22 protein-coding genes are annotated in these 19,619 nt (G+C 73.0%); 17 read left to right on the top strand and 5 right to left on the bottom strand.

From position 1 onward, the window contains the following. The first annotated feature begins 133 nt into the window (after window positions 1-133). Window positions 134-829, top strand: coding sequence for an alpha/beta fold hydrolase (locus ACZ51D_RS25480; protein WP_465621856.1), 696 nt, complete (start codon window positions 134-136; stop codon window positions 827-829). Between the two features lie 116 nt (window positions 830-945). On the opposite strand, the gene ACZ51D_RS25475 is transcribed toward ACZ51D_RS25480, so the two are convergent. Further along, the gene (locus ACZ51D_RS25475; RefSeq protein WP_465663648.1) at window positions 946-2,169 is read right to left on the bottom strand and encodes an ROK family transcriptional regulator; all 1,224 of its coding nucleotides are present in this window, start codon (window positions 2,167-2,169) and stop codon (window positions 946-948) included. A gap of 430 nt (window positions 2,170-2,599) precedes the next feature. On the opposite strand from ACZ51D_RS25475, the gene ACZ51D_RS25470 reads away from it, so the two are divergent. Then, window positions 2,600-4,390 (top strand): SpoIIE family protein phosphatase, encoded by a 1,791-nt coding sequence (locus tag ACZ51D_RS25470; RefSeq protein WP_465663606.1) that lies wholly within the window; start codon window positions 2,600-2,602, stop codon window positions 4,388-4,390. Window positions 4,391-4,526: 136 nt separating this feature from the next. Here the strand turns inward: ACZ51D_RS25470 and ACZ51D_RS25465 are convergent, their stop codons facing one another. Next, window positions 4,527-5,150, bottom strand: coding sequence for a TetR/AcrR family transcriptional regulator C-terminal domain-containing protein (locus tag ACZ51D_RS25465; protein ID WP_465663605.1), 624 nt, complete (start codon window positions 5,148-5,150; stop codon window positions 4,527-4,529). Window positions 5,151-5,451: 301 nt separating this feature from the next. Between ACZ51D_RS25465 and ACZ51D_RS25460 the strand changes: the two genes are divergently transcribed. Next, complete coding sequence (locus ACZ51D_RS25460; protein WP_465621850.1) at window positions 5,452-6,981, top strand: hypothetical protein; 1,530 nt, start codon at window positions 5,452-5,454, stop codon at window positions 6,979-6,981. Between the two features lie 99 nt (window positions 6,982-7,080). On the opposite strand, the gene ACZ51D_RS25455 is transcribed toward ACZ51D_RS25460, so the two are convergent. Then, window positions 7,081-8,130, bottom strand: a complete 1,050-nt coding sequence (locus tag ACZ51D_RS25455; protein ID WP_465663604.1) for an ArsR/SmtB family transcription factor — start codon at window positions 8,128-8,130, stop codon at window positions 7,081-7,083. Between the two features lie 61 nt (window positions 8,131-8,191). Here ACZ51D_RS25455 and ACZ51D_RS25450 point away from each other — a divergent pair, with 61 nt between their 5' ends. Beyond that, entirely contained in the window at window positions 8,192-9,403 is a 1,212-nt protein-coding gene (locus ACZ51D_RS25450) for an MFS transporter (protein WP_465663603.1), read from the top strand. An 83-nt stretch (window positions 9,404-9,486) separates the two neighbouring features. On the opposite strand, the gene ACZ51D_RS25445 is transcribed toward ACZ51D_RS25450, so the two are convergent. Further along, entirely contained in the window at window positions 9,487-9,864 is a 378-nt protein-coding gene (locus ACZ51D_RS25445; protein ID WP_465663602.1) for an STAS domain-containing protein, read from the bottom strand. A 217-nt stretch (window positions 9,865-10,081) separates the two neighbouring features. On the opposite strand from ACZ51D_RS25445, the gene ACZ51D_RS25440 reads away from it, so the two are divergent. The 12 genes from ACZ51D_RS25440 (at window position 10,082) to ACZ51D_RS25385 (ending at window position 17,169) form a co-directional block, all read left to right on the top strand. After that, window positions 10,082-10,375 (top strand): helix-turn-helix transcriptional regulator, encoded by a 294-nt coding sequence (locus tag ACZ51D_RS25440; protein ID WP_465621842.1) that lies wholly within the window; start codon window positions 10,082-10,084, stop codon window positions 10,373-10,375. Window positions 10,376-10,680: 305 nt separating this feature from the next. Further along, complete coding sequence (locus ACZ51D_RS25435) at window positions 10,681-11,598, top strand: hypothetical protein (RefSeq protein ID WP_465663601.1); 918 nt, start codon at window positions 10,681-10,683, stop codon at window positions 11,596-11,598. A 5-nt stretch (window positions 11,599-11,603) separates the two neighbouring features. Beyond that, a complete protein-coding gene (locus ACZ51D_RS25430; protein ID WP_465663600.1) occupies window positions 11,604-12,920 on the top strand; it encodes an SRPBCC family protein in 1,317 nt (438 codons plus the stop codon). Window positions 12,921-12,926: 6 nt separating this feature from the next. Further along, entirely contained in the window at window positions 12,927-13,352 is a 426-nt protein-coding gene (gene gvpJ, locus ACZ51D_RS25425; protein WP_360500288.1) for a gas vesicle protein GvpJ, read from the top strand. Continuing rightward, window positions 13,352-14,149, top strand: a complete 798-nt coding sequence (locus ACZ51D_RS25420) for a GvpL/GvpF family gas vesicle protein (RefSeq protein WP_360500286.1) — start codon at window positions 13,352-13,354, stop codon at window positions 14,147-14,149. Before gvpJ ends, ACZ51D_RS25420 begins: the two co-directional genes overlap by 1 nt. 2 nt (window positions 14,150-14,151) lie before the next feature. Continuing rightward, on the top strand, window positions 14,152-14,403 hold the full coding sequence (locus ACZ51D_RS25415) for a gas vesicle protein GvpG (protein WP_360500283.1): 252 nt from the start codon (window positions 14,152-14,154) through the stop codon (window positions 14,401-14,403). A gap of 405 nt (window positions 14,404-14,808) precedes the next feature. Beyond that, window positions 14,809-15,048, top strand: coding sequence for a gas vesicle protein GvpO (gene gvpO, locus ACZ51D_RS25410; protein ID WP_396289086.1), 240 nt, complete (start codon window positions 14,809-14,811; stop codon window positions 15,046-15,048). Continuing rightward, complete coding sequence (locus tag ACZ51D_RS25405) at window positions 15,045-15,512, top strand: gas vesicle protein (RefSeq protein ID WP_465663599.1); 468 nt, start codon at window positions 15,045-15,047, stop codon at window positions 15,510-15,512. Before gvpO ends, ACZ51D_RS25405 begins: the two co-directional genes overlap by 4 nt. Next, window positions 15,509-16,315 (top strand): GvpL/GvpF family gas vesicle protein, encoded by an 807-nt coding sequence (locus ACZ51D_RS25400; RefSeq protein ID WP_465663598.1) that lies wholly within the window; start codon window positions 15,509-15,511, stop codon window positions 16,313-16,315. The genes ACZ51D_RS25405 and ACZ51D_RS25400 overlap by 4 nt, the downstream gene beginning before the upstream one ends. Beyond that, entirely contained in the window at window positions 16,312-16,542 is a 231-nt protein-coding gene (locus ACZ51D_RS25395) for a gas vesicle protein (protein WP_465663597.1), read from the top strand. Before ACZ51D_RS25400 ends, ACZ51D_RS25395 begins: the two co-directional genes overlap by 4 nt. Further along, window positions 16,539-16,841, top strand: coding sequence for a gas vesicle protein K (locus tag ACZ51D_RS25390; protein WP_360500273.1), 303 nt, complete (start codon window positions 16,539-16,541; stop codon window positions 16,839-16,841). The genes ACZ51D_RS25395 and ACZ51D_RS25390 overlap by 4 nt, the downstream gene beginning before the upstream one ends. Window positions 16,842-16,983: 142 nt before the next feature. Further along, window positions 16,984-17,169 carry a CsbD family protein gene (locus ACZ51D_RS25385; protein WP_465621832.1) on the top strand — a complete coding sequence of 62 codons (186 nt, stop codon included), beginning with the start codon at window positions 16,984-16,986 and terminating at the stop codon, window positions 17,167-17,169. 109 nt (window positions 17,170-17,278) lie between these two features. Here the strand turns inward: ACZ51D_RS25385 and ACZ51D_RS25380 are convergent, their stop codons facing one another. Further along, window positions 17,279-17,659, bottom strand: a complete 381-nt coding sequence (locus ACZ51D_RS25380) for a hypothetical protein (protein ID WP_465621830.1) — start codon at window positions 17,657-17,659, stop codon at window positions 17,279-17,281. A gap of 222 nt (window positions 17,660-17,881) precedes the next feature. Here ACZ51D_RS25380 and ACZ51D_RS25375 point away from each other — a divergent pair, with 222 nt between their 5' ends. After that, the gene (locus ACZ51D_RS25375) at window positions 17,882-19,525 is read left to right on the top strand and encodes an LCP family protein (protein ID WP_465663596.1); all 1,644 of its coding nucleotides are present in this window, start codon (window positions 17,882-17,884) and stop codon (window positions 19,523-19,525) included. Window positions 19,526-19,619: the final 94 nt, after the last annotated feature.

Raw genomic sequence — 19,619 nt, 5'->3', positions numbered from 1 at the left:
AACCACACCGAACTCCGACCGGCACCGCCGCCGCGCCACGCCCGACCTCCGCCGCCCGCAGGGGAATCGACGCCCGTGGGAACCTGTGATCGTAGGCCTGTTCTTCCCGGGAGTGGCCGACGCGGAGGTGGCGATGAGGGTCGTGTTCGTGCACGGGGCGTGCGTGCGGGACGGGTCGTGGTGGTGGCACCGCACCGCCGAGCTACTGCGCGAGCGGGGGGTGGCGAGCGTGGCCCCGGCGCTGCCGAGCTGCGGTGAGACGGGCGCGCCCGGCGGCGCCGACGGTCCGGGGCTGCCCGAGGACGTCGCCGCGGTACGGCAGGTGCTGCAGACCGGTAAGGAGCCGACCGTCGTGGTCGCCCACAGCTACGGCGGCATCGTCACCGCGGAAGCCGCCGCGGGCATCGGGTCGGTGCGGCACCTGCTGCTGGTCACCAGCTACCTGCCCGAGGTCGGGCAGAGCCTGTCGGAGTTCGGGGACGGCGGCCCCGCCCCGTTCATCGACGTCGACGCGGGCGCCGGCACCTTCGGCGTCCGCCCCGAGCTGCTCGTGGAGACGTTCCTTCAGGACTGCGACACCGAGGTCCAGGCGCAGGCCGCCGACCACCTCGCCCGGCAGAGCGTGCGGGTGACCGGGCAGCCGGTCGGGGCGGCCGCCTGGCAGCAGGTGCCCTCGACGTACCTCGTCTGCGCCCAGGACCGGGGCACCCCGCCGCGGCTGCAGCGCGAGTTCGCCCGCCGGGCCGGCCGCGTCGTCGAGCTCGACACCGGCCACCACCCGTTCCTGTCCCGGCCCGCAGCGGTCCGGGACCTGCTGCTGAGCCTGTGACGGCAGCCGCGGGCGAGCCTGGCCGGAGTACCCCGGCCACCGGCTGACACCCCTACCGCATCCGCCGGCGCAGCCCCGTCGTCGGCGCAGCACCCACCCTCAGCGCCGTCCTGCCGTCAGCGCAGCCCCGCCGTCCGGCGCTCGAACACCTCGGGGCGGGCGGACTCCAGCGCCGTGGAGACCGCGCCGAGGAGCACCGCCTCCTCCCCCAGGAGGCTCGGCGCGAGTGTCGGACGCATCGGGGCGAGCCGGTGCAGGGCCTGCTCCAGCGGTTCCAGGAGCAGGTCGGCGCTGCTGCCGATCCCGCCGCCGAGCACCACCAGGTCCGGGTCCAGCACGGCGGACAACACGGCGACAGCGTAGGCGAGTTGCTCGGCCTCCCGCTCCACGGCCCGGAGCGCCGCGGCCTCCCCGGCCCGGGCCAGTTCGAAGACCTGCTTCGCCGTCGGCTGCCGCGCGGTGCCCTCCCCGCCCAGCCCGAAGTCCCGGGCGGTGCGCACCACGGCGTCCGCGGCGGCCTCCTGCTCGATGGTCGCCACCGGCTCGTCGGGGCGGGCGGGCAGCGGCACCAGTCCGATCTCGCCCAGCGCGCCGTGCGCGCCGAGCAGTAGCTCGCCGTCCTTGACCACGCCCAGCCCGAGGCCGGTGCCGACCAGCAGGTAGGCGAACATCCGGCTGCCGCGCCCGGCGCCCAGGGTGTACTCGCCGAGCGCGGCCAGGTTGGCGTCGTTGGCCACCGACACGGCCGTCCCCAGTCCCTCCCCGATCCGGTCGAACAGCCCGGGCCGGCCCCAGCCGGGCAGGCTGGAGGCGTAGCGCACCCCGCGCCGTTCCTCGTCCCACACGCCCGGGGTGCCGATCACGGCGTGCACGATGTCGTCGGCGGCCAGGCCCGCTTCGGCGATCGCCTCGTGCGCGGCGGCGACCACGGCGTCCGCGACGGCGTTCGCCGAACGGCCGCGGTTGGCCACGTCCCGGCGGGCGACGACCGTCCCGGCGAGGTCAGCGACGGCCACCCGCAGCCGGGCCCGGCCGATGTCGACGCCGAGTACGTGCCCGGCCGTCGGGTCGACCTCGTACAGCACGGCGGTGCGGCCGCGTTCGGGGGCCAGTCGCCCGGCCTCGCGGACCAACCCGGCTTGTTCCAGGGCGGCCAGCGCGGCCGAGACGGTCGGCTTGGACAGGCCGGTGTCCCGGGCCAGTTGGGCACGCGAGGAGCCACCGCCGGTGCGCAGCAGCTCCAGCAGCAGCCACTCGTTGTTGCTGCGCAGCCGCTGCCGGTTCCAGGGCACCGCGGGGGCCCCGGCCGCCGGGCGACTGGTCGGCTGGTGGGGGCTCATCGGTTCCTCCGGTCTGGTGCTCACGGACGTCTCCGGCACGGGCCTCGCGCGGTCCGGCACGCGTCGCGCATGAGTGTCGCGCATGAGTGTCACGCGGTCTGGCACGGGTCGCGCACGGTTTCGAACGGTCGCGCACGGGTTCGCACGGGTTTCGCACGGGTCTGACGCTGGTCTGCGGGTGGTCTGGCACGGCCTGCGGCGTCCGGTGTCGGGCGCCGACGCCCCAGTATGACCGGTGATCATCCGGCGTTCGCCCGCCGGACGCAGGCCGCTCTCCGGCACGCCACCCGGGCGCCGCTCCAGGTCGTGCGGCTCATCCCTCCCGGTTCCTCGCTCCTGCGGCACCGCTGCGGCTACAACACCGTCCCCGGCCGGTCAAGGTTTCGTCCAGTTGTGGGCGTGCCGCGCTCCGGCGCGTGATCATGGGCGTATGCACTTCCGGCGCGACAACCGAGCAGAGGGCTCCCCGCCCGCGACACCGGGCACCCGGTCGCTGGCGGCGACGGCGGCGGCCCTCGCCGCGAGGATCGGCGCGATCACCGGTGGTGACCACGGCGGTGCCCGCGACGGTGACCCGGGCAACAACCACGGCAACGACCCCGGCGGCGACGATCCCGACCTGCTCCGCGCGGTCCTCGACGCCGCCCCGGTCGGCGTCGCCGTGCTCGACGAGCGGTTGCGCTGGCAGTACCTCAACCCCGCCTTCACCACCGCCACCGGCCTGCGCCGGGCCGACCTGCTCGGCCGCACCACTGAGGCCACCGCCTTCGCCGGTGCCGCCGCCGTGCTGCGCCGCGTCCTCGCCGACGGCCTCGATCGCGAACAGGCCACCGGCGGCGCGGGCGCGGGCCACCCCGTCCCGCCGGGCCTGCGAGTGCGCTACCGGCCGCTGCGACACGCCGGACGGACCACCGGCGTGATCGTCGTCGTCCTGGACGACCCCGACCCGGCCCGCGAGCAGCTCCGCGAGCTCGAACAGGCCCGCGCCCGTCTCGCGCTGCTCGACGCCGCCGCCGAGCGGATCGGCACCACCCTCGACATCGGCACCACCTGTGCCGAACTCGCCGCCTTCGCGGTGCCCGGCCTCGCCGACCTCGCCGTCGTCGACGTCCTGCCGCCCGAGGCCGACCCCGCCCGGGCCGGCCGCGGCGCATCCCAGCGGCTGCACCGCGCCGCCGTGCGGGCCGTCCCGGCCCTGACCGACGCGCTCGCCGACCTGACCCGCCCGGGCGAATCGATCCGGCACCGGGAGGGATCGGCCGCCGCTCGCAGCCTCGCCGGCGCCATCGCCGTGCTCGCCGAGCCTGGCCCGGAGGACGCCTGCCCCGCCGGGACCGCCTCCCTGCTCGTCCTGCCGCTCGCCGCCCGCGGCCGCCTCGTCGGGCTGCTCACCCTCGGCCGTACCGCCGCCACCCCGCCCTTCACCGCCGACGAGGCCGTCCTGCTCGGCGACCTCGCCGCCCGGGCCGCCACCGGTATCGACAACGCCCGCCGCTACGCCCGTTCCCAGGGCATCGCCCTCGAGCTTCAGCGGGCCCTGCTCAGCGAACCCGGCAACCCGCACCAGAACCTCGCCCTCGCCTCCCGCTACCTGCCGTCCGGCACCAGCTCGGTGGTCGGCGGCGACTGGTACGAGACGGTCCGGCTGCCGTTCGGCCGCACCCTGCTCGCGATGGGCGACGTCATGGGGCACGGCGTCGAGGCCGCCGTCGACATGAGCCACTACCGTTCCGCCCTGCGCGACATCGCCGGGATGGACCTGCCTCCGCACCGGATCCTGCGCCAGCTCGACACGGTCATCTCGGCCGACGACTCCGCCCGCCCCGCGACCTGCCTGCTCGCCCTCGCCGACCCGGGCCGCGGCCGCTGGACCCTCTCCAGCGCGGGCCACCTGCCGCCCGCCCTGATCACCCCCGACCAGCCCACCGAACTGCTGCCCGTCCCCACCGGCCCGCCCCTCGGCACCGGCCTCGGCGGCTACGAGCAGACCTCCCACCCCCTCGACCCCGGCCGGACCCTGCTGCTCTACACGGACGGACTGGTCGAACGGCGCGGCGAGGACATCGACGCCTCCCTGGAGCGCCTCGCCGCGCTGCGTCTGCCCGCCACCGGCGACCTCGACGACCTCCTCGACGCCGTCCTCCACTCCCTCGTCCCGCCCCCGTCGCCCGCCGCCGAGGACGACATCGCCCTCCTCGCCGCCCGGGCCAGGCCGCGCTGACGGGGTTCCGCTTCGCGGCGGTCACCGAGGTGGACGTCGTCCCGGAGCAGGTCGAACGCGCCCGCGCCGGGCGACGGGCCGCGACGCCCGGTGCGGCGGCGGGTCGTCAGGGCTCCGGCGCGGCGCTTCGGGCGCGTCAGCTCGGCTGCTGGGCCCGGAGGTCGTCCAGTTCGTCCCGGAATCCCCGGATCAGAAGGGCCAGCCCGGTTTCGAAGACCTGTTCGCGAAAGTCGGGCGCGGGGTTCAGGAACGGTTCGAGTCCCAGCGGAAGGTCCTCCGCCGGTGCGGTGCCCAGTGGGTGTCCTTCGAGGGCGAGGGTCGAGCCCATGACGAACTGCTTGAGGGCCATGGTCACGGTCAGCAGGCGATCCTCCGGGAAGCCGGCCTCACGCAGCATCGCGAAGGCGTTGGCATAGACCTGGAGTGCCGCCACCGACTGGGCCGGACGGGCAGCCAGCAGCGGCATGGCGTTGGGGTGGGCGGTGAACGTGGCGCGGTAGGCGCGCGCCCAGGTGGCCAGCGCGGTCGTCCACGGCCGGACCGCCGGGTCGAGGTCCATCTCGGCGACGATGAGTTCGAACATTCCCTGGATGATCTCGTCGCGCCCCGCCACGTAGTTGTAGAGGGACGGGCCCTTGACGCCCAGCCGGGCCGCGACGCGCGTGGTCGACAGCGCGTCGGCGCCTTCCTCGTCGACCAGCTCCAGGGCCGCCCGCATGATCCCCTCTCTGGTCAGCAGCGACCGCGGCGGTCTGCCCATCGTCTCTCCTCTTTCCTTCGGCTGCGCCACCCCCGATGCGTGCTGTGATCACGGACTAGTGTACGTTCTCGACCAGGTAAAACTACTGGCTCTAGTTTTAGGGCGCCGGTGGATCGCGCCCGGTGCCGCACCTGCACCCCGGGCTTCGATCCGAGGCGCTTTTCGCCCCGGAATCCTGTCGTTCCTCCCGCGGTGGACCTTGCCGACGCGACGCCTGGCATGCCCCTGACACTCTCGTGGTGGATGACGGCCGGTGCGCTGCTCCTCTCCTGTCCCACATTCACTGAAGGTGACCCTCCGCATGAACATGCGCACCCTCGTGCTGCCCGCGCTCGCCGTGTCCGTTGTGCTCACGCTCAGCGCCTGCGACCCGACGACGCCGGCCGTCCAGTCCACCGATGCCGCCGCCCCGGACACAGTCGCCGGCGCCCCCGGCTCCGCGTCCACCGCCCAGGCCCAGGGCCCGGCTCCGGCCGGCGACGCGAAGGTGACCCTGCTGTCCCCCGTCGCCGACCGCACCCCGGCCGCCGCACCGGCCGCCGCACCAGTGCCCGCGCCGGCCCCGGCCTCGTCCTCGCCGTCGTCCCCGTCCAAGGCGGCTGCCGCCGCACCCGCCCCCGCCCCGTCCGGCACGCCCGCCGTCGTGACCGGCACGCCCGACCTCAAGCTCGCCGCCTACGACCAGAAGTCCGGCAAGGCCGTGCTCGCCGTCGTCGACAGCGGCAAGGGCACCCCGAGTCCGGCCGCCACGGCCGCGGTCGCCGCCGCCGTCAAGCCGGGCCAGGTGATCGACAGCCCGCCCTCGGCCGCCGCGCCGAACGGTGCCCTGCTCGCGGTCACCGCCGTCAAGCCGGCCGCCGCCGGAAAGGTCGAGGTCAGCACCCGCCCGGCCACCATCTCCGAACTGCTCGGCCAGGCCTGGGCGAACGTCAAGACCGCGCTCGACCCGCACAAGATCAAGGTCACCCCACAGCTCAAGGACGTCAAGGTCTCCTACGTCCCCCGCGCCGACGGCGCCGCCGGCTCCGCCTCCGCCGCGCTGAAGCTGGACGCCGACGACACCATCGACCTGCCCGGCGGGGCGAAGGCCCAGCTCACCGGCTCGATCGAACTCGACCCGAGCGTCACCTTCTCCTACCAGGGCGGCGGCCTCCTCAGCCTCGACCAGGCGAAGGTCGGCTTCGACCTCGGCGCGCACGCGAACTGGCGCGTCACCGCGGGCCTGAGCAAGTCGATCAGCCAGGTCAAGATACCGATCGCCACGCTCACCTCCCCCTACACGGTGATGGTCGGCGAGGTGCCGGTCGTGATCACGGTCAACGTCACCGTCTACGCCGAGGTCTCCGCCGACGGCACGGTCACCGTCGACGTCGCCCAGGCCGCCGACGGCGACTGGGCCGTCCACGCCGACTACACCAAGGCCGGCGGCTGGACCGGCACCAGCGAGCCGATCAAGACCACCATCTCCCCGGTGAAGGCCTCGCTCGACGGCAAGGCCAACGTGCGCAGCGGGCTGGTCGCGGACGGCTCGGTCGCCCTGTACGACTCCGTGGGCGTGAAGGCCACCGTCGAGCCGTACCTCAAGGCCGCGGTGGACGGCGCGGTCACCATCGACAGCAGCGCCGGCAAGCCGGTCGTCCAGGGCAAGGCCGCCCTCTCCGGCGGGGTCGAGATCGACGGCGCCGTGCTCGGCCGCATCGCCGTCTTCGGTACCCCGCTGTTCGAGAAGGACCTGCCCTTCAAGATCTACCAGCACGAGTGGCCGATCGTGACGGGCGCGTACAGCAACGCCGGCCCGGCCGCGAGCCCGGCCGCCGCGCCGAAGAGCTGACACCGGGCCGACTGCCCCGTCGGGATCCGGCGAGCCCGCCGGATCCCGACGGGGCCGGGCCCGGCTCGAATCCCCCGAGACCGTCGTGCCGCGCCGTTGTCAGTGCGCTCCGGGTTCGGACAGCTGTTCGTCCACCAGGGTCCGGCCCGTCGTGGTCCGGCAGTAGAGGACGGAGCGGCCCGCTCGCCGGCGTTGGGTCAGCCGGGCCTCGCGCAGGATCCGCAGGTGCCGGCCCACCGAGCCCAGCGGGAGGCCGGTGAGGGCCACCAGCTGGGTGGTGGTCTTCGGGGTGTCGAGCAGGGCGAGGATTTCGGCGCGGGCGGGGCCGAGCAGGGCGGCCAGGGCCTTCGGCACCGGGCGGCGGTCGTCGTCGACCAGGACTCCCGAGCACGGGTAGACGACCGCGAAACGCCGGGCGGGGAGCATGCGCCCGGCGGGGGGCAGGCGCCGAGCGGGGGGAATGCGCCGGCCGTCGACGGGCGGGGCGTCCCAGCAGACCCAGCTCTGGTTCAGGGTGACCGGGACGAACATCAGCTGGACGCCGGAGAGTTCCAGCGGCGGGCTGTCGAAGCCGGTGATCTGCAGGCGGTCCTCCCCGAGCCAGCGCATCCCGGGGCGCATGTCGTCGAGGGTGGTGGCCCAGCCGTGCAGGCCGAGCCGGGCGGTGCGGGCGAGGATGTCGGCCTCGATGATCCGCCAGCGGCGCGGCCAGGTGTCCTGGACCGTCTCCGTCCACACCCATTCCAGCAGGTCAGCGGCTCGTGGGGCCAGGTCGTCGCGCCGCAGCAGGTCCGGCAGCGAGCGGTCGAGTGACTCCGCCAGGTCGGCGCGGACGACGGCGGCCGGGGTGCCGCGTACCTGCTCCAGCTCCTCGGCGAAGGTGGGTTCGCCGTCGCCGAGGGGGGTGGGGGTGAGGAAGGTGGCGTTCCACCGGCGCCCCAACGCGGCCCCGACCAAGGCCGCCGTGACCGGGTCGCCGGCCAGGCGGTCCCGGTAGTCGGCGAGGTGGGCGGCGAGCCATCGGTGCTCGCCGACGTGACTCGCGCTGCCGCGGTGCAGGGTCTTCAGGCCGGCGAGCGCCTCCGCCAGCGGTGACGTCACGAACCGGCCCCCGGCGAGGGTGTCCGCGTCGACCCGCCACCAGCCCATGTGGTTTCGCCTCCCCGCGAAAGTCTGCCGACGCGTCGATCATGCCGGAGAGACTCCCCGCATGCGTACGTATCGGGAGCTCTTCGGTACCAGGGAGTTCACCCCGCTCCTCCTCGCCTCGGCCGGGCAGACCGCGGCCCAGACGGTGGGCGGGCTGGCCCTGGGCATTCTGGTGTTCCAGCGGACGGGCTCGGCGCTGCTCTCCTCCCTGGCCATGTTCGGCCCCGCGCTGGCCCAGCTGGTCGGTGCGGCCACCGTCCTGTCCGGCGCGGACCGGCTGCCGCCCCGCGCGGCGATGACCGGCCTCAGCCTGCTCCTCGGCGCGGGCACGGCCCTGCAGGCGATCCCCGGGCTGCCGGTCTGGGCCGTGTTCGCGGTGCTGCTGGGGCTCGGCGTCGTCGACTCCGTCGGCGGCGGGGTGCGGTACGGGCTGCTCAACGAGGTCCTGACCCGGGACGGGTACCTGCTGGGGCGGTCCGTCCTCAACATGTCGGTCGGCGTCATCCAGATCTGCGGCTTCGCGGTCGGCGGCGCGCTGGTGACGGTCCTCTCGGCGCGCGGCACGCTGCTGCTGTCCGCCGGCCTGTACCTGCCGGCCGCCGTGGTGGCACGGTGCGGGCTGAGCAGCCGTCCGGCCCGGGGCGCGGGGCGGACGTCGGTCGCCGAGACCTGGCGCACCAATGCGCGCCTCTGGTCCTCGGTACCGCGACGGTACGTCTGTCTCGCGCTGTGGGTACCGAACGGCCTGATCGTCGGCGTGGAGTCGCTCTACGTCCCGTACTCGCCCGCCGACGCCGGCCTGATGTTCGCCCTCGGGGCGGTGGGCATGCTGGTCGGGGACACCGTCGCGGGCCGCTTCCTGCCCGCCCGCCGGCGGGATCGGCTGGCCGTCCCGCTCTGCGTCCTGCTCGCCGCCCCGTACCTGGTCTTCGCGGTCCACCCGGGGAGGCCGGTAGCCCTGGTGCTGGTCACGGTCGCCGCCTTCGGGTACGCGGCGGGGCTGCTGCTGCAGGAGCGGTTGATGGCGTTGACACCGGACGAACTGAGCGGGCACGCGCTGGGCTTGCACAGCTCCGGAATGCTGACCATGCAGGGGGTCGGCGCGGCCGTGGCCGGTTCGGTGGCCGAGCTGACGTCGCCGGCCACCGGCATGGTGGTGACGGCGGCGGCCTCACTGGCCACCACCCTGCTGCTCGCGCCCGGGCTGCGCGCAGGCCCTGCGGCGGGCGGGGCGGCGGCCCCGGAGGAGGAGACCCTCCCCGCACGGCAATAGGTCGGTGTCCCGGTGGATCCCGGTCCCGGTCCCGGTCCCCCGACAGCGAACCCGCACCCCCAGCGCCGGTCCCTCGCACCGGGTCAGTTGAGAGGAACCGGGCCCGGGCCACGCGGCCGACTCCTCCGGACGGCGTCTTCGGCGGTGGCGTGGACGGGAAACAGCGTGGCGGTCTCGGTGATGTCCAGGACCCGCAGGGTCCGCGGCGACGGGGCGATCAGCACGAGCGGGATGCCGGCCTCCAGCGCACGTCGGCGGGTGCGGAGAAGCAGGTTGAGGCCGGTGGAGGTGAACAGCGTGACGCCGGCCAGATCGACTGCGAGCAGAGCCGGGCGCCGGTCGAGCGCGGTGTCCAGGGCCTGGGCGGCGATGGGCCCACTGTCCATGATCATGTCCCCGTTGAAGGAGCACACGAGGGCATCGCCGACCCGGACGGTCTCCGACTTCAGGCAAGCAAGCACTTCTCCGCGCCCTTCACCCTGAGCTCGCCCGGTGCCTTCCTGTTGATCGGGTTCACACAAACCATCTCCAAACGACAGGCCGCCGTGCGAATACACTGCGGACGCGACGCGAAGTGCGGCTCACCCACTCTTCGCCCGTTCTCCGGGCATGTCAACCATTGCACGAATCTGCTGTCGTGTTTCGGCAGTCGTGAAGCGGAAGTCCTATGGTGGAGACATGGAGAACGGCACCAGGACCGAGCGGCACTGGACCTTCCTGACCAACCACGCCCGCGTCCTGGTCCAGATCGCCCGCGACCCCGGCATCCGCGTGCGCGACATCGCGACCCGCTGCCTGCTCACCGAACGCGCCGTCCAACGCATCATCGTCGACCTCGAACAGGCCGGGTACCTCACCCACGAGCGCCGCGGCCGCGCCAACCACTACAGCGTCATCGACAGCAAACAGCTGCGGCACCCCGCCGACGCCGGCCCCACCATCGCCGAACTCCTCTCCACTCTGCTGCGCTGACCCGCCCCTGCCCCGCGGTCATCGGGCAAGGGGGTAGCGCCGGCAGCACGGAGGTTACGTGCTGTCACGGCGTGGTGCGCTGAGAGGCATCCGGCACCGAGAGACACATCTGAAGCCCAGTCAAGTGGCCCGGCCCCGAACGATTCAGTCGACCGATTCGGCCCTCAGCCGAGTCGGGTGCGCCGGACACAGTGACCCTAGGTTGTTTGTCGGGGCCGGGCCGGGGTAAACGGGCGGGCCGTGGAGCGGCTTTCCCACTGGAGAGGGCCGGGGCCGCTTCAGGGACTCTTCCAGGGACATCGATCATGAATAACGCCAAACTTGCCGTCGCATTGGGCGCGGCCTACGTCCTCGGGCGCTTCCACAAGGCCCGATGGGCGCTGGCCCTCGCCGGAATGGCGGCGGGAAAACGTCTGAATGCCAACCCCGGGGTGCTGCTCGGTGAGGTGCTGGAATCGTCGCCCCAGCTTCGTCAGCTGGCCGGCGACGTGCGCGGCGAACTGGCCCAGGCGGGGAAGAAAGCGGCCATCGCGGCGGCGAGCAACCGGGTCAGCGCCCTGACCGACCAGTTGCAGCGGCGCACCGAGGACCTGCGGGAGGGCACCGCAGGACGCGACGAGGAGCCGGAAGAGCCGGACGAAGAGCCCGACGAGGAGAAGGAGGAGCCGGACGAAGAGCCGGACGAGGAGCGCGAGGAGCCGGACGAAGAGCCGGACGAGGAGCCCGAGGAGGACCAGGCCCACGACAGCGGCACCGCGAAGAAGCAGCGGGCGCCGCGTTCCCGGGCTGCCACCTCTCGCTCGACGTCGTCGGCCCCGCGCCGCGCGTCGCCGTCCGCGTCGAAGCGGACTTCCGCCTCCGCGACGAAGACGACCCCTTCACGCTCCCGTACGACCGGTAGCAGCGGCACGACACGCAAGAGTGCGGCATCGTCCGGTCGACCGGCGAGCAAGTCGAGCGAGTCAAAGGCTCCGTCGTCGAAGGCTCCGGAGAGGAAGGCTCCGGCGAAGAAGGCGGCCGCCCCACGCAAGGCCGCGGCCGCGAAGAAGACGGCGTCGGCTTCGGCCCGTAAGACCGCCGCATCCTCGTCCACCGGCCGTAAGAGCGCGGCCTCCTCCTCCACCGGCCGTAAGAGCGCGGCTGCGCCGGCGAAGAAGAGCAGCGCCACCGCCGCGCGCAAGACCACGAGCACGCGCGCCTCGTCGGCGCGCAAGCGGGGGTGAAGGTGATGGCCGAGCAGACCAAGGACCGAGGCCTGGGCGGGCTGGGCGAGGTGCTGGAGGCACTGCCCACCGACCGGCTGCTGCAACAGGCGCGTGAGTTGGCGACCGCGGCGGGGGAACGGGCCGTCGCGGTGGCGAGCGACAAGGTGGCGGAGACCACCGGCCGGCTCGCCGACTACGTGGAGCGCGGCGGTCGTCCCTCCGACGATCACGGTGAACAGGGCGGGGGCGGCGGAACGTCCGCGATGCGGGTTCTGCTGAGTGCGGGAGCCGCAGGCGTGAAGCAGATGGTCGGCAACAAGCTCACCGGCGGGGGAGGAGGCGGAGGCAAGGGCGCCAAGCTCAAGGTCACCAACATCGTCGAGGAGATCGAGGTCGGTGTCCCCGTGCGGGTCGCCTACAACCAGTGGACCCAGTTCCAGGACTTTCCCCGCTTCACCAAACGGCTGGAGAGCGTGTCTCAGGAGTCCGAGGAGAAGCTCAAGTGGAAGGCCGGGATCTTCCTCTCCCACCGCACCTGGGAGTCGACGATCATCGAGCAGGTGCCGGACGAGCTGATCGTCTGGCGGTCGCAGGGCGAGAAGGGTTCCACCGACGGCACCGTCACCTTCCACGAGCTGACGCCGAACCTCACCAAGATCCTCCTGGTCCTCGAGTACCACCCGAAGGGCCTGTTCGAGCGCACGGGCAACCTGTGGCGGGCCCAGGGTCGGCGGACACGCCTCGAACTCAAGCACTTCCGCCGGCACGTGATGACCCGCACCATTCTCGACCCGGACGGGGTCGAGGGCTGGCGCGGGGAGATCCGCGACAGCGAGGTCGTGCGCTCCCACGAGGACGCCCTCGAAGAGGAAGAGGCCGAGGGCGGCTTCGACGAAACCGCGGACGAACCCGAGGACGAGGACGAGGCCGAATACGACGCCGAGGACGACTCCGAGGACGAGCGGGAGCCGCAATCCGGCGAGTACGACGAGGAGGAGGAACCGGCCGAGGAAGGCGAGGACGAGTACGACGAGGAGCCCGGGGAGTACGACGAGGAGGACCAGCAGGACCAGGAGGACGAGGATCAGGAAGAGCCCGAGGACGACTACGCCGCAGAGGAGGAATGGGAGGACGAACCGGATGGCGAGGACGAGGAGCAGGAGCGCGAGAGCGAAGACGAGCAGTACGACGACGAGGAGGAACCGGCGGAGGAGTACGCCGAGGACGAGTACGACGAAGACGCCGAGGACGAGGACGAGGACGAGGAGCCCCCGCAGGCGGACACCGACGAACGACCGGTCCCACGGGCCCGCAGGCGCGCGCCGGCACGGGTGAGGTGAGCCGTCATGACCGTCGCCCCCCGTCCCAGCCACTACCTGGACCGGCCCTCGTCCAGCGGTCTGGTCGACGTCATCGACCTGATCCTCGACAAGGGACTGGTCATCGACATCTACATCCGTGTCTCCCTGGTCGGGATCGAGCTGCTGACCATCGACGCGCGCATCGTCGTCGCCAGCGTCGACACGTACCTGCGGTTCGCCGAGGCGGTCAACCGCCTCGACCTGAAGGAGGACAAGAGCGAGGGGCTGCCCGAACTGATGCAGAACATGCGCCAGGGCGGGGCCCGGAGCAAGACGAAAGGCGCGCTCGAAGGCGTCAAGGAAACGGTCGGCGAAGTGATCGACCGGGTCACGGGGAACGACGAGGAGGAGCCCGAGCCCAAGGAACGGCCCCGGACCCGCTCGCGCACCCAGCGTAGGGAGCGCGAGTGATGAACGGCCGTGCACCCGCCGACGAACGGGCCTGTTACGTCTACGGCATCGTGCCGGCGGGCGCCGACCCCTCAGGACTGGAGGGGATCGGTGACCCGCCCGTGCCGGTCACCCTGGTGCGACACCGGGGCATCGCGGCGCTGGTCAGCGATGTGGTGACCGACCGACCGCTGGGCACCGCGGCCGACCTGCGGGGCCACGCGCGTGTCCTGGACACCGTGGCAGCCCACGCGGCGGTGCTGCCGCTGCGCTTCGGTGCGGTGGTCCGCGACGTGTCGGCCGTGGCCGACGACCTGCTCGCCCCCCACGAGGAGGAATTCCTGCGCGCACTGGAAGGCCTGCGCGACACCGCCCAGTTCACCCTGCGCGCGATCTACCAGCAGGACCGCATCCTGCGAACGGTACTCACCGACCGAGAGGACATCGCCCGGCTACGGGAGGAGGTCACCGCCCTCCCGGAGGAGGCCGCCTACTACGACCGGGTGCGTCTCGGCGAGATGATCGCGAACGAGATCGCCGCCCACCGGGAGGCCGACACCGCGATCGCACTGGAACGCCTCGCGCCGCTCGCGGCGGCCGTCAACGCCTCGCCCGCCGCCGACGGGTCCGGCGACCAGGCGGTCAGCGCGTCCTTCCTCGTCGCCAAGACCGACTGGGACGCGTTCGAAGCAGCCGCGGAAGACCTCGCCCGCGACTGGGCGGGGTACATCACCACACGCCTGCTCGGCCCGCTCGCCCCCTACGACTTCGCCACCGACGCCGTGGCCGAGGCCGCACCCGCGGAGGAGGCGCCCTAGCCATGGGTCTGATCACCGGACTGCTCACCCTTCCCCTGGCCCCTGTACGCGGCGTCGTCTGGGTGGCGGAACAGCTCTACGAGCAAGCCCGCCGGGAGCTGACCGACCCCACGGCCATCCGCGCCCAGCTCGCCGAACTGGAGGAAGCCCGCGCCAACGGCACGATCGGTGAGGAGGACGCCGCCGCGCAGGAGGAGGAACTCGTACAGCGCCTGTGGCAGGCCAAAGGCGCCGCCGGAGGCCTGGAGGTGTAGACCATGCCCGAACGCGAGCCACGCCCCCGTCGCCCTTCCGCCCCGCCCCGGGACACGGAGGAGCCTCCACGGCGCCGCCGCCCCGCCGCGGACTCCGAGCCCACCCGGCCACGGCGGCGGGCCGCGCCCGCGCCCGATCGGGAGGACGAGGCCCCGGCCCCTCGGCGCCGCCCCACGTCCGCGCCCGATCGGGAGGACGAACCACCGGCCCCTCGGCGCCGCCCCACGTCCAAGCCCGATCGGAAGGACGAGGCCCCGGCCCCTCGGCGCCGCGCCACGTCCGATCCGACGCGGCACGCACCCCGCCGCCGCTCCCCCGAGCCGCAGGAGGAGACCGAGCACCCCGCCGCACCACCCCGGCGCCGTGCCCCTTCCGCCGACCGGCTCGACGCGCGAGGCGCCGCCGTGCGTGCGGCCATCTGCGTCCAGGACCTCACCGGGCGCAGCCCGGAGGGCGTCGCCTCGCTCGACCGCACCCAGGACGGTTGGCAGGTGGGGGTGGAGGTGCTGGAGGCACACCGCATTCCCGATTCGACCGACATCCTGGCCGTCTACCAGGTCGTGCTGGATCCCGAGGGCGAGCTCGTCTCCTACCGCAGGGAACGCCGCTATCACCGGGGCCGGGCGAACGAGGAGCTGTCATGAGTGAGTTGAGCGGCTACGGCGGCGCCGGCCCGCTGTCGCACCTGCCGAGGACCTCCGCGGCTCCGCAGTCCGCGAATCTGGCCGACCTGCTCGAGCGGGTGCTCGACAAGGGCATCGTCATCGCCGGGGACATCCGGATCAACCTGCTGGACATCGAGCTCCTCACGATCAAGATCCGCCTGCTCATCGCCTCGGTCGACCGGGCCCGCGAGATGGGCATCGACTGGTGGGAGCACGACCCGAGTCTCTCCTCCGGCCGGCGCGACCTCGCCACCGAGAACCGGCTCCTCCGCGAGCGCCTCGGCCAACTCGAGGCCTCCCACAGCCTGTCCGCCGCCACCGACGCCTCCAGTGCCACCGACGACTCCAGTGCCACCGACGCCGCTACCGAGCAGGTGGCCGCCCCCCGCCCCGCCCGCAAGACCACCCGCACCCGGCGCACGCCCCGGATCGACCCCTCATGAGCACCCAGCCGCCGACCAACACCTGGCTCTACGCCATCGCCGACGCCGGATGCACACCCCCGCCCGGTCTCACCGGTGTGGCCGGCGAAACGCTGCGCGCCATCGCCGCGCCGGACCTGACCGCGCTGGCCGGCAGTGTGCCCCGGGGAGACTTCGACGAGGAGCCGCTCCGCGCGCACCTCGCGGACGCCGCCTGGCTGGAGCACGCCGTCCGCGCGCACCACCGCGTGGTCGACACCCTCGCCCGTACGGCCCCGATGCTGCCCCTGCGCTTCGCCACCCTCTACCGGGACGACCGGCGGGCGGCCGCCATGCTCGAGCGGCACCACGACGAACTGCTCGCCTCACTCGGGCGCGTCACCGGGCGCGTCGAGTGGGGTGTCAAGGCCTACGCCAGGCTCGCCGGCCCGACGCCCGACGCCGCCGCCGAGAGCGGCGATACCCGGCAGGATCCGGCGGCGCGCCCCGGCACGGCCTACCTCCTGCGCCGCCAGGCCCAGCACCACCGCCGGGAGCAGGACCGGCAGCAGGCCGCGGACGACGCCCAGGACGTCCACACCGCGCTCGCGCAGGCCGCCGCCGAGGCAACCCGCCACCCCCTGCAGCGGCCCGAAACGGTCGGCCGTACCGAGCCCATGGTCCTCAACGGCGCCTACCTCGTCGAGCAGGCCCGCACGGCCGCCTTCCACGCGGCCGTCGACGCGCTGTCCGCCCGCTTTCCCGGCCTGCGCCTGGAGACGACCGGCCCCTGGCCGCCCTACTCCTTCACCGCGGCTGTCCAACCCGGCGATGAGCAGCGATGACCACCGGCTCCCTACCCCCCACCGCCCGGCCCGGGCTGCCGCCCACCGTGCCCGAGCGGAACGTTGCCCTGGTCGACCTGCTGGACCGTCTGCTCGCCGGCGGGGTCGTCATCGCGGGCGAGATCACCCTGTCCATCGCCGATGTGGACCTCGTGCGGATCAGCCTGCGCGCCATGATCGCCTCGGTCCGCGCCGCGACCCAAGCCACCGACCAGGAGCCGACGTGAGCGCGCCCGACACACAACCCCAGGCCGCCCGCCGTGTCCCGCTGGAACCCGAGACCGTCGCCCGCGACCTCACCTGCCTGGTCCTGGCCCTGGTCGAGCTGGTCCACCAGCTCATGGAGCGCCAGGCCCTGCGTCGCATCGACCAGGGAGACCTCGACGACGACCAGGTCGAGTCCCTGGGCCTGACCCTGATGGCCCTGGAACAACGCGTCGACGAGCTGCGCGAGCACTTCGGTCTCACCCCGGACGACCTCAACATCGACCTCGGCCCGCTCGGCCCCCTCCTCGCCCCCGACTGACCCCGACCGACCGCGACCTACCGCGGCGCCGCCGGCTCGCGGACCGGCTCGGGCTTCACATTTCCGCAGGCCACGGGTCTGAAATCGCCGACCCGGGGCATACGCGTCAATGGATCCCGTCTCCTCGAGGAATGAGGACACCATGAGTGTCGGCAAGAAGGCCAAGCACACCGCGACCACGACCAAGGGCAAGGTCGAGGAAGCCGCTGGCAAGACGGTCGGCAATGAACGACTCATCGCCAAAGGAAAAGGCGACCAGGTCAAGGGCGACATCGCCCAGGCCGGCCGCAAGGCCAAGGACGCCATGAAGGACGTGACCGGACACTAGCCGTACGGCTGGGCAGGTCGTGCGCGGAGCCGCCCTCGGGGGCGGCTCCGCATCAACGTCGGTGAGCCGGTGTCGAGCCGGCCCGGACGGGAGTGTCGGCGAACTGTGCCTACTTGCGGCGGCTGAAGATCCGCTTCGCGGCGTAGATGATCCCGACGATCAGGAGCACGAAGAAGAGGATGATCAGGATGATCACGACCAGGAAGAACTTGCCCAGCTTGGCGAGGAAGCCCTTCTTCTTCTTGGTGTCCTTGGCCGCGAGGTGCGAGGCATCGCTGCTCGACGGGGCGACGGACGAGGCGATCGACGAGGCGGCCGGTGCGGCGGTGGCCCGGCCCGCGTAGGCCGGTGCGCCGGGGCCGGACGCGGCAGCGGCGACGGTTCGGGGTGCGGCCACGGCCGTCGCGCTCGACGCCGCGGCGGTGAGGCCTGCGGCGGCCAGCAGTGCCACCAGGGCGCCGGCTATCGAACGTGCGATCCGGTGAGTCATCGTGCTCCTCGTGCGGGTTCGGGGTGGTGTGGATGAGCCCGGTCAGCCAATTCTCATGGTCTGACCAGCTGGTTTTCTCATCTGCGCCTAGTATGCTCCACTGAAGTTCTACAGCGGTGTAAAAGTTTGGCGACGGGCCCTCGCCCGGATCGGCTCCGGCCCCGGGCCACGCAAGCCCACCGCTCCGACGGGGGCTCCGTGGCAACTGTGGAGGATGACGACGTGTCTGGCCGCAAGGGTTCCCCCGACGCCGAGATTTCGCCGAACCGGGCGGGCGGACGCCGGGCGGCGAGCCGAAAGGCCACTCCGGATCGGGGCGAAAAGGACACAGCGGATACCGCGGACGGCCGTCCGGCGAGCCGGGCGAAGAAGAAGCCCAAGCGCAGCACCAAGGAGAAGGTGCTCTGGACGACCGCCGGCTGCACCGCGCTCGTGCTCCTCGCCGGTGGCGCCCTCTACTACCGCCTGGACAGCAACATCTCCACCTTCGACCGCGACGCCGTCAGCAAGGACCGCCCGGAGGCCGCGGCCCCGGACGCCCAGGGCCGGACCCCGGTGAACGTCCTGCTGATCGGCTCGGACAGCCGTGGCAACGGCAACAGCGACCTGGGCGGCGGCGGGGACGGCGGCGCCCGCTCGGACACCGCGATCCTGCTGCACGTCTACGCCGACCACAAGCACGCCGTCGGCATCTCCATCCCGCGCGACTCCCTGGTCAACCTCCCGCCGTGCAAGCTGCCCGGCGGCAAGTGGACCAAGGAGCAGACCAATGTGATGTTCAACAGCGCCTTCTCCGTGGGCAACACCGAGCAGGGCAACCCGGCCTGCACCCAGAACGCCGTCGAGAAGCTGACCAACCTGCGCGTCGACCACACCATCGTGGTGGACTTCAACGGCTTCGCCTCGATGACCAAGGCGGTCGGCGGCGTCGAGGTCTGCCTCCCGAACGACATCCACGAGGGGGACCTCAACCCCAATCTGGGCCACAAGGGCAAGCTGATCTTCGCCAAGGGCAAGCAGAAGGTCGAAGGCCAGACCGCGCTCGACTACGTCCGGGTCCGCCACGGCATCGGCGACGGCTCCGACATCGGCCGCACCAAGCGCCAGCAGGCCTTCCTCTCCTCCCTCATCAAGGAGATCAAGTCCCGCGGCATGGACCCGACCACCCTGCTGCCGCTCGCCGACGCGGCCACCAAGTCGCTGACCGTCGACCCCGACCTCGGCTCGGCCGCCAAACTGCTCGACTTCGCCATGTCCCTCAAGAACGTGGACCTGCACGACGTCAAGTTCCTGACCACGCCCTGGCGTTACGAGGGACCGCGGGTCGCCCTGGTCCACCCGGACGTCGACCAGCTCTGGGCCGCCCTCAAGGCCGACCGCACCATCGACGGCCAGGACGCGAGCGCGCCCGCCGGCTCCGGATCCGCCGCCGAGGCGACACCCACCCCGTCCGAGACCCCGACCACGGATGCCGCCAGGGCCGCCGACATCAAGGTCTCCGTGCTCAACAGCACCGGCCAAGCCGGGCTCGGCGGCAAGGCCGCGGAGGCCGTCAAGGGCGCCGGATACACCGTCACCACCGTCGGCAACGCGACCGGGAAGGCCCGCAGCACCACGGTCGTCGAATACGGCGCGGGCGAGCGCGGCTCCGCCGAGGCGGTCGCCAAGCTGTTCCCGGGCGCGACCGTCCAGCCCGGCGGCCGGGGCGTCAACGTCGTCCTCGGCCACGACTTCGCGGCCGCCAACCCGGCGACCGCCGCCACCTCGGCCCCCGGCGCCACCACCCCGGCCCCGCTGCCCACCAGCGTCAGCGGCACCGCCCGCTCGGCGGACGACGACCCCTGCGCCAACGTCTCGTACGGCTGAGCGGCGGCCCGCGGCCGCTCCCCCGCACACGACGGCGGGGCGGCCCCGGACCGCCGTCCCGGGGTCGCCCCGCCGTCTCGCCCTCCGCGCCGAC

The organism is Kitasatospora sp. NPDC033851, from assembly GCF_055576085.1.
Note: the sequence above shows the minus strand (reverse complement) of the source record. Positions and strands in the feature narration are given on the sequence as shown.

Excerpts from the sequence above, each read along its gene's own strand:
- ACZ51D_RS25480 (WP_465621856.1), top strand. The coding sequence starts at position 134 with ATGAGGGTCGTGTTCGTGCACGGGGCGTGCGTGCGGGACGGGTCGTGG.
- ACZ51D_RS25475 (WP_465663648.1), bottom strand. The coding sequence starts at position 2,169 with ATGAGCCCCCACCAGCCGACCAGTCGCCCGGCGGCCGGGGCCCCCGCG.
- ACZ51D_RS25470 (WP_465663606.1), top strand. The coding sequence starts at position 2,600 with ATGCACTTCCGGCGCGACAACCGAGCAGAGGGCTCCCCGCCCGCGACA.
- ACZ51D_RS25465 (WP_465663605.1), bottom strand. The coding sequence starts at position 5,150 with ATGGGCAGACCGCCGCGGTCGCTGCTGACCAGAGAGGGGATCATGCGG.
- ACZ51D_RS25460 (WP_465621850.1), top strand. The coding sequence starts at position 5,452 with ATGAACATGCGCACCCTCGTGCTGCCCGCGCTCGCCGTGTCCGTTGTG.
- ACZ51D_RS25455 (WP_465663604.1), bottom strand. The coding sequence starts at position 8,130 with ATGGGCTGGTGGCGGGTCGACGCGGACACCCTCGCCGGGGGCCGGTTC.
- ACZ51D_RS25450 (WP_465663603.1), top strand. The coding sequence starts at position 8,192 with ATGCGTACGTATCGGGAGCTCTTCGGTACCAGGGAGTTCACCCCGCTC.
- ACZ51D_RS25440 (WP_465621842.1), top strand. The coding sequence starts at position 10,082 with ATGGAGAACGGCACCAGGACCGAGCGGCACTGGACCTTCCTGACCAAC.
- ACZ51D_RS25435 (WP_465663601.1), top strand. The coding sequence starts at position 10,681 with ATGAATAACGCCAAACTTGCCGTCGCATTGGGCGCGGCCTACGTCCTC.
- ACZ51D_RS25430 (WP_465663600.1), top strand. The coding sequence starts at position 11,604 with ATGGCCGAGCAGACCAAGGACCGAGGCCTGGGCGGGCTGGGCGAGGTG.
- gvpJ (WP_360500288.1), top strand. The coding sequence starts at position 12,927 with ATGACCGTCGCCCCCCGTCCCAGCCACTACCTGGACCGGCCCTCGTCC.
- ACZ51D_RS25420 (WP_360500286.1), top strand. The coding sequence starts at position 13,352 with ATGAACGGCCGTGCACCCGCCGACGAACGGGCCTGTTACGTCTACGGC.
- ACZ51D_RS25415 (WP_360500283.1), top strand. The coding sequence starts at position 14,152 with ATGGGTCTGATCACCGGACTGCTCACCCTTCCCCTGGCCCCTGTACGC.
- ACZ51D_RS25405 (WP_465663599.1), top strand. The coding sequence starts at position 15,045 with ATGAGTGAGTTGAGCGGCTACGGCGGCGCCGGCCCGCTGTCGCACCTG.
- ACZ51D_RS25400 (WP_465663598.1), top strand. The coding sequence starts at position 15,509 with ATGAGCACCCAGCCGCCGACCAACACCTGGCTCTACGCCATCGCCGAC.
- ACZ51D_RS25395 (WP_465663597.1), top strand. The coding sequence starts at position 16,312 with ATGACCACCGGCTCCCTACCCCCCACCGCCCGGCCCGGGCTGCCGCCC.
- ACZ51D_RS25385 (WP_465621832.1), top strand. The coding sequence starts at position 16,984 with ATGAGTGTCGGCAAGAAGGCCAAGCACACCGCGACCACGACCAAGGGC.
- ACZ51D_RS25380 (WP_465621830.1), bottom strand. The coding sequence starts at position 17,659 with ATGACTCACCGGATCGCACGTTCGATAGCCGGCGCCCTGGTGGCACTG.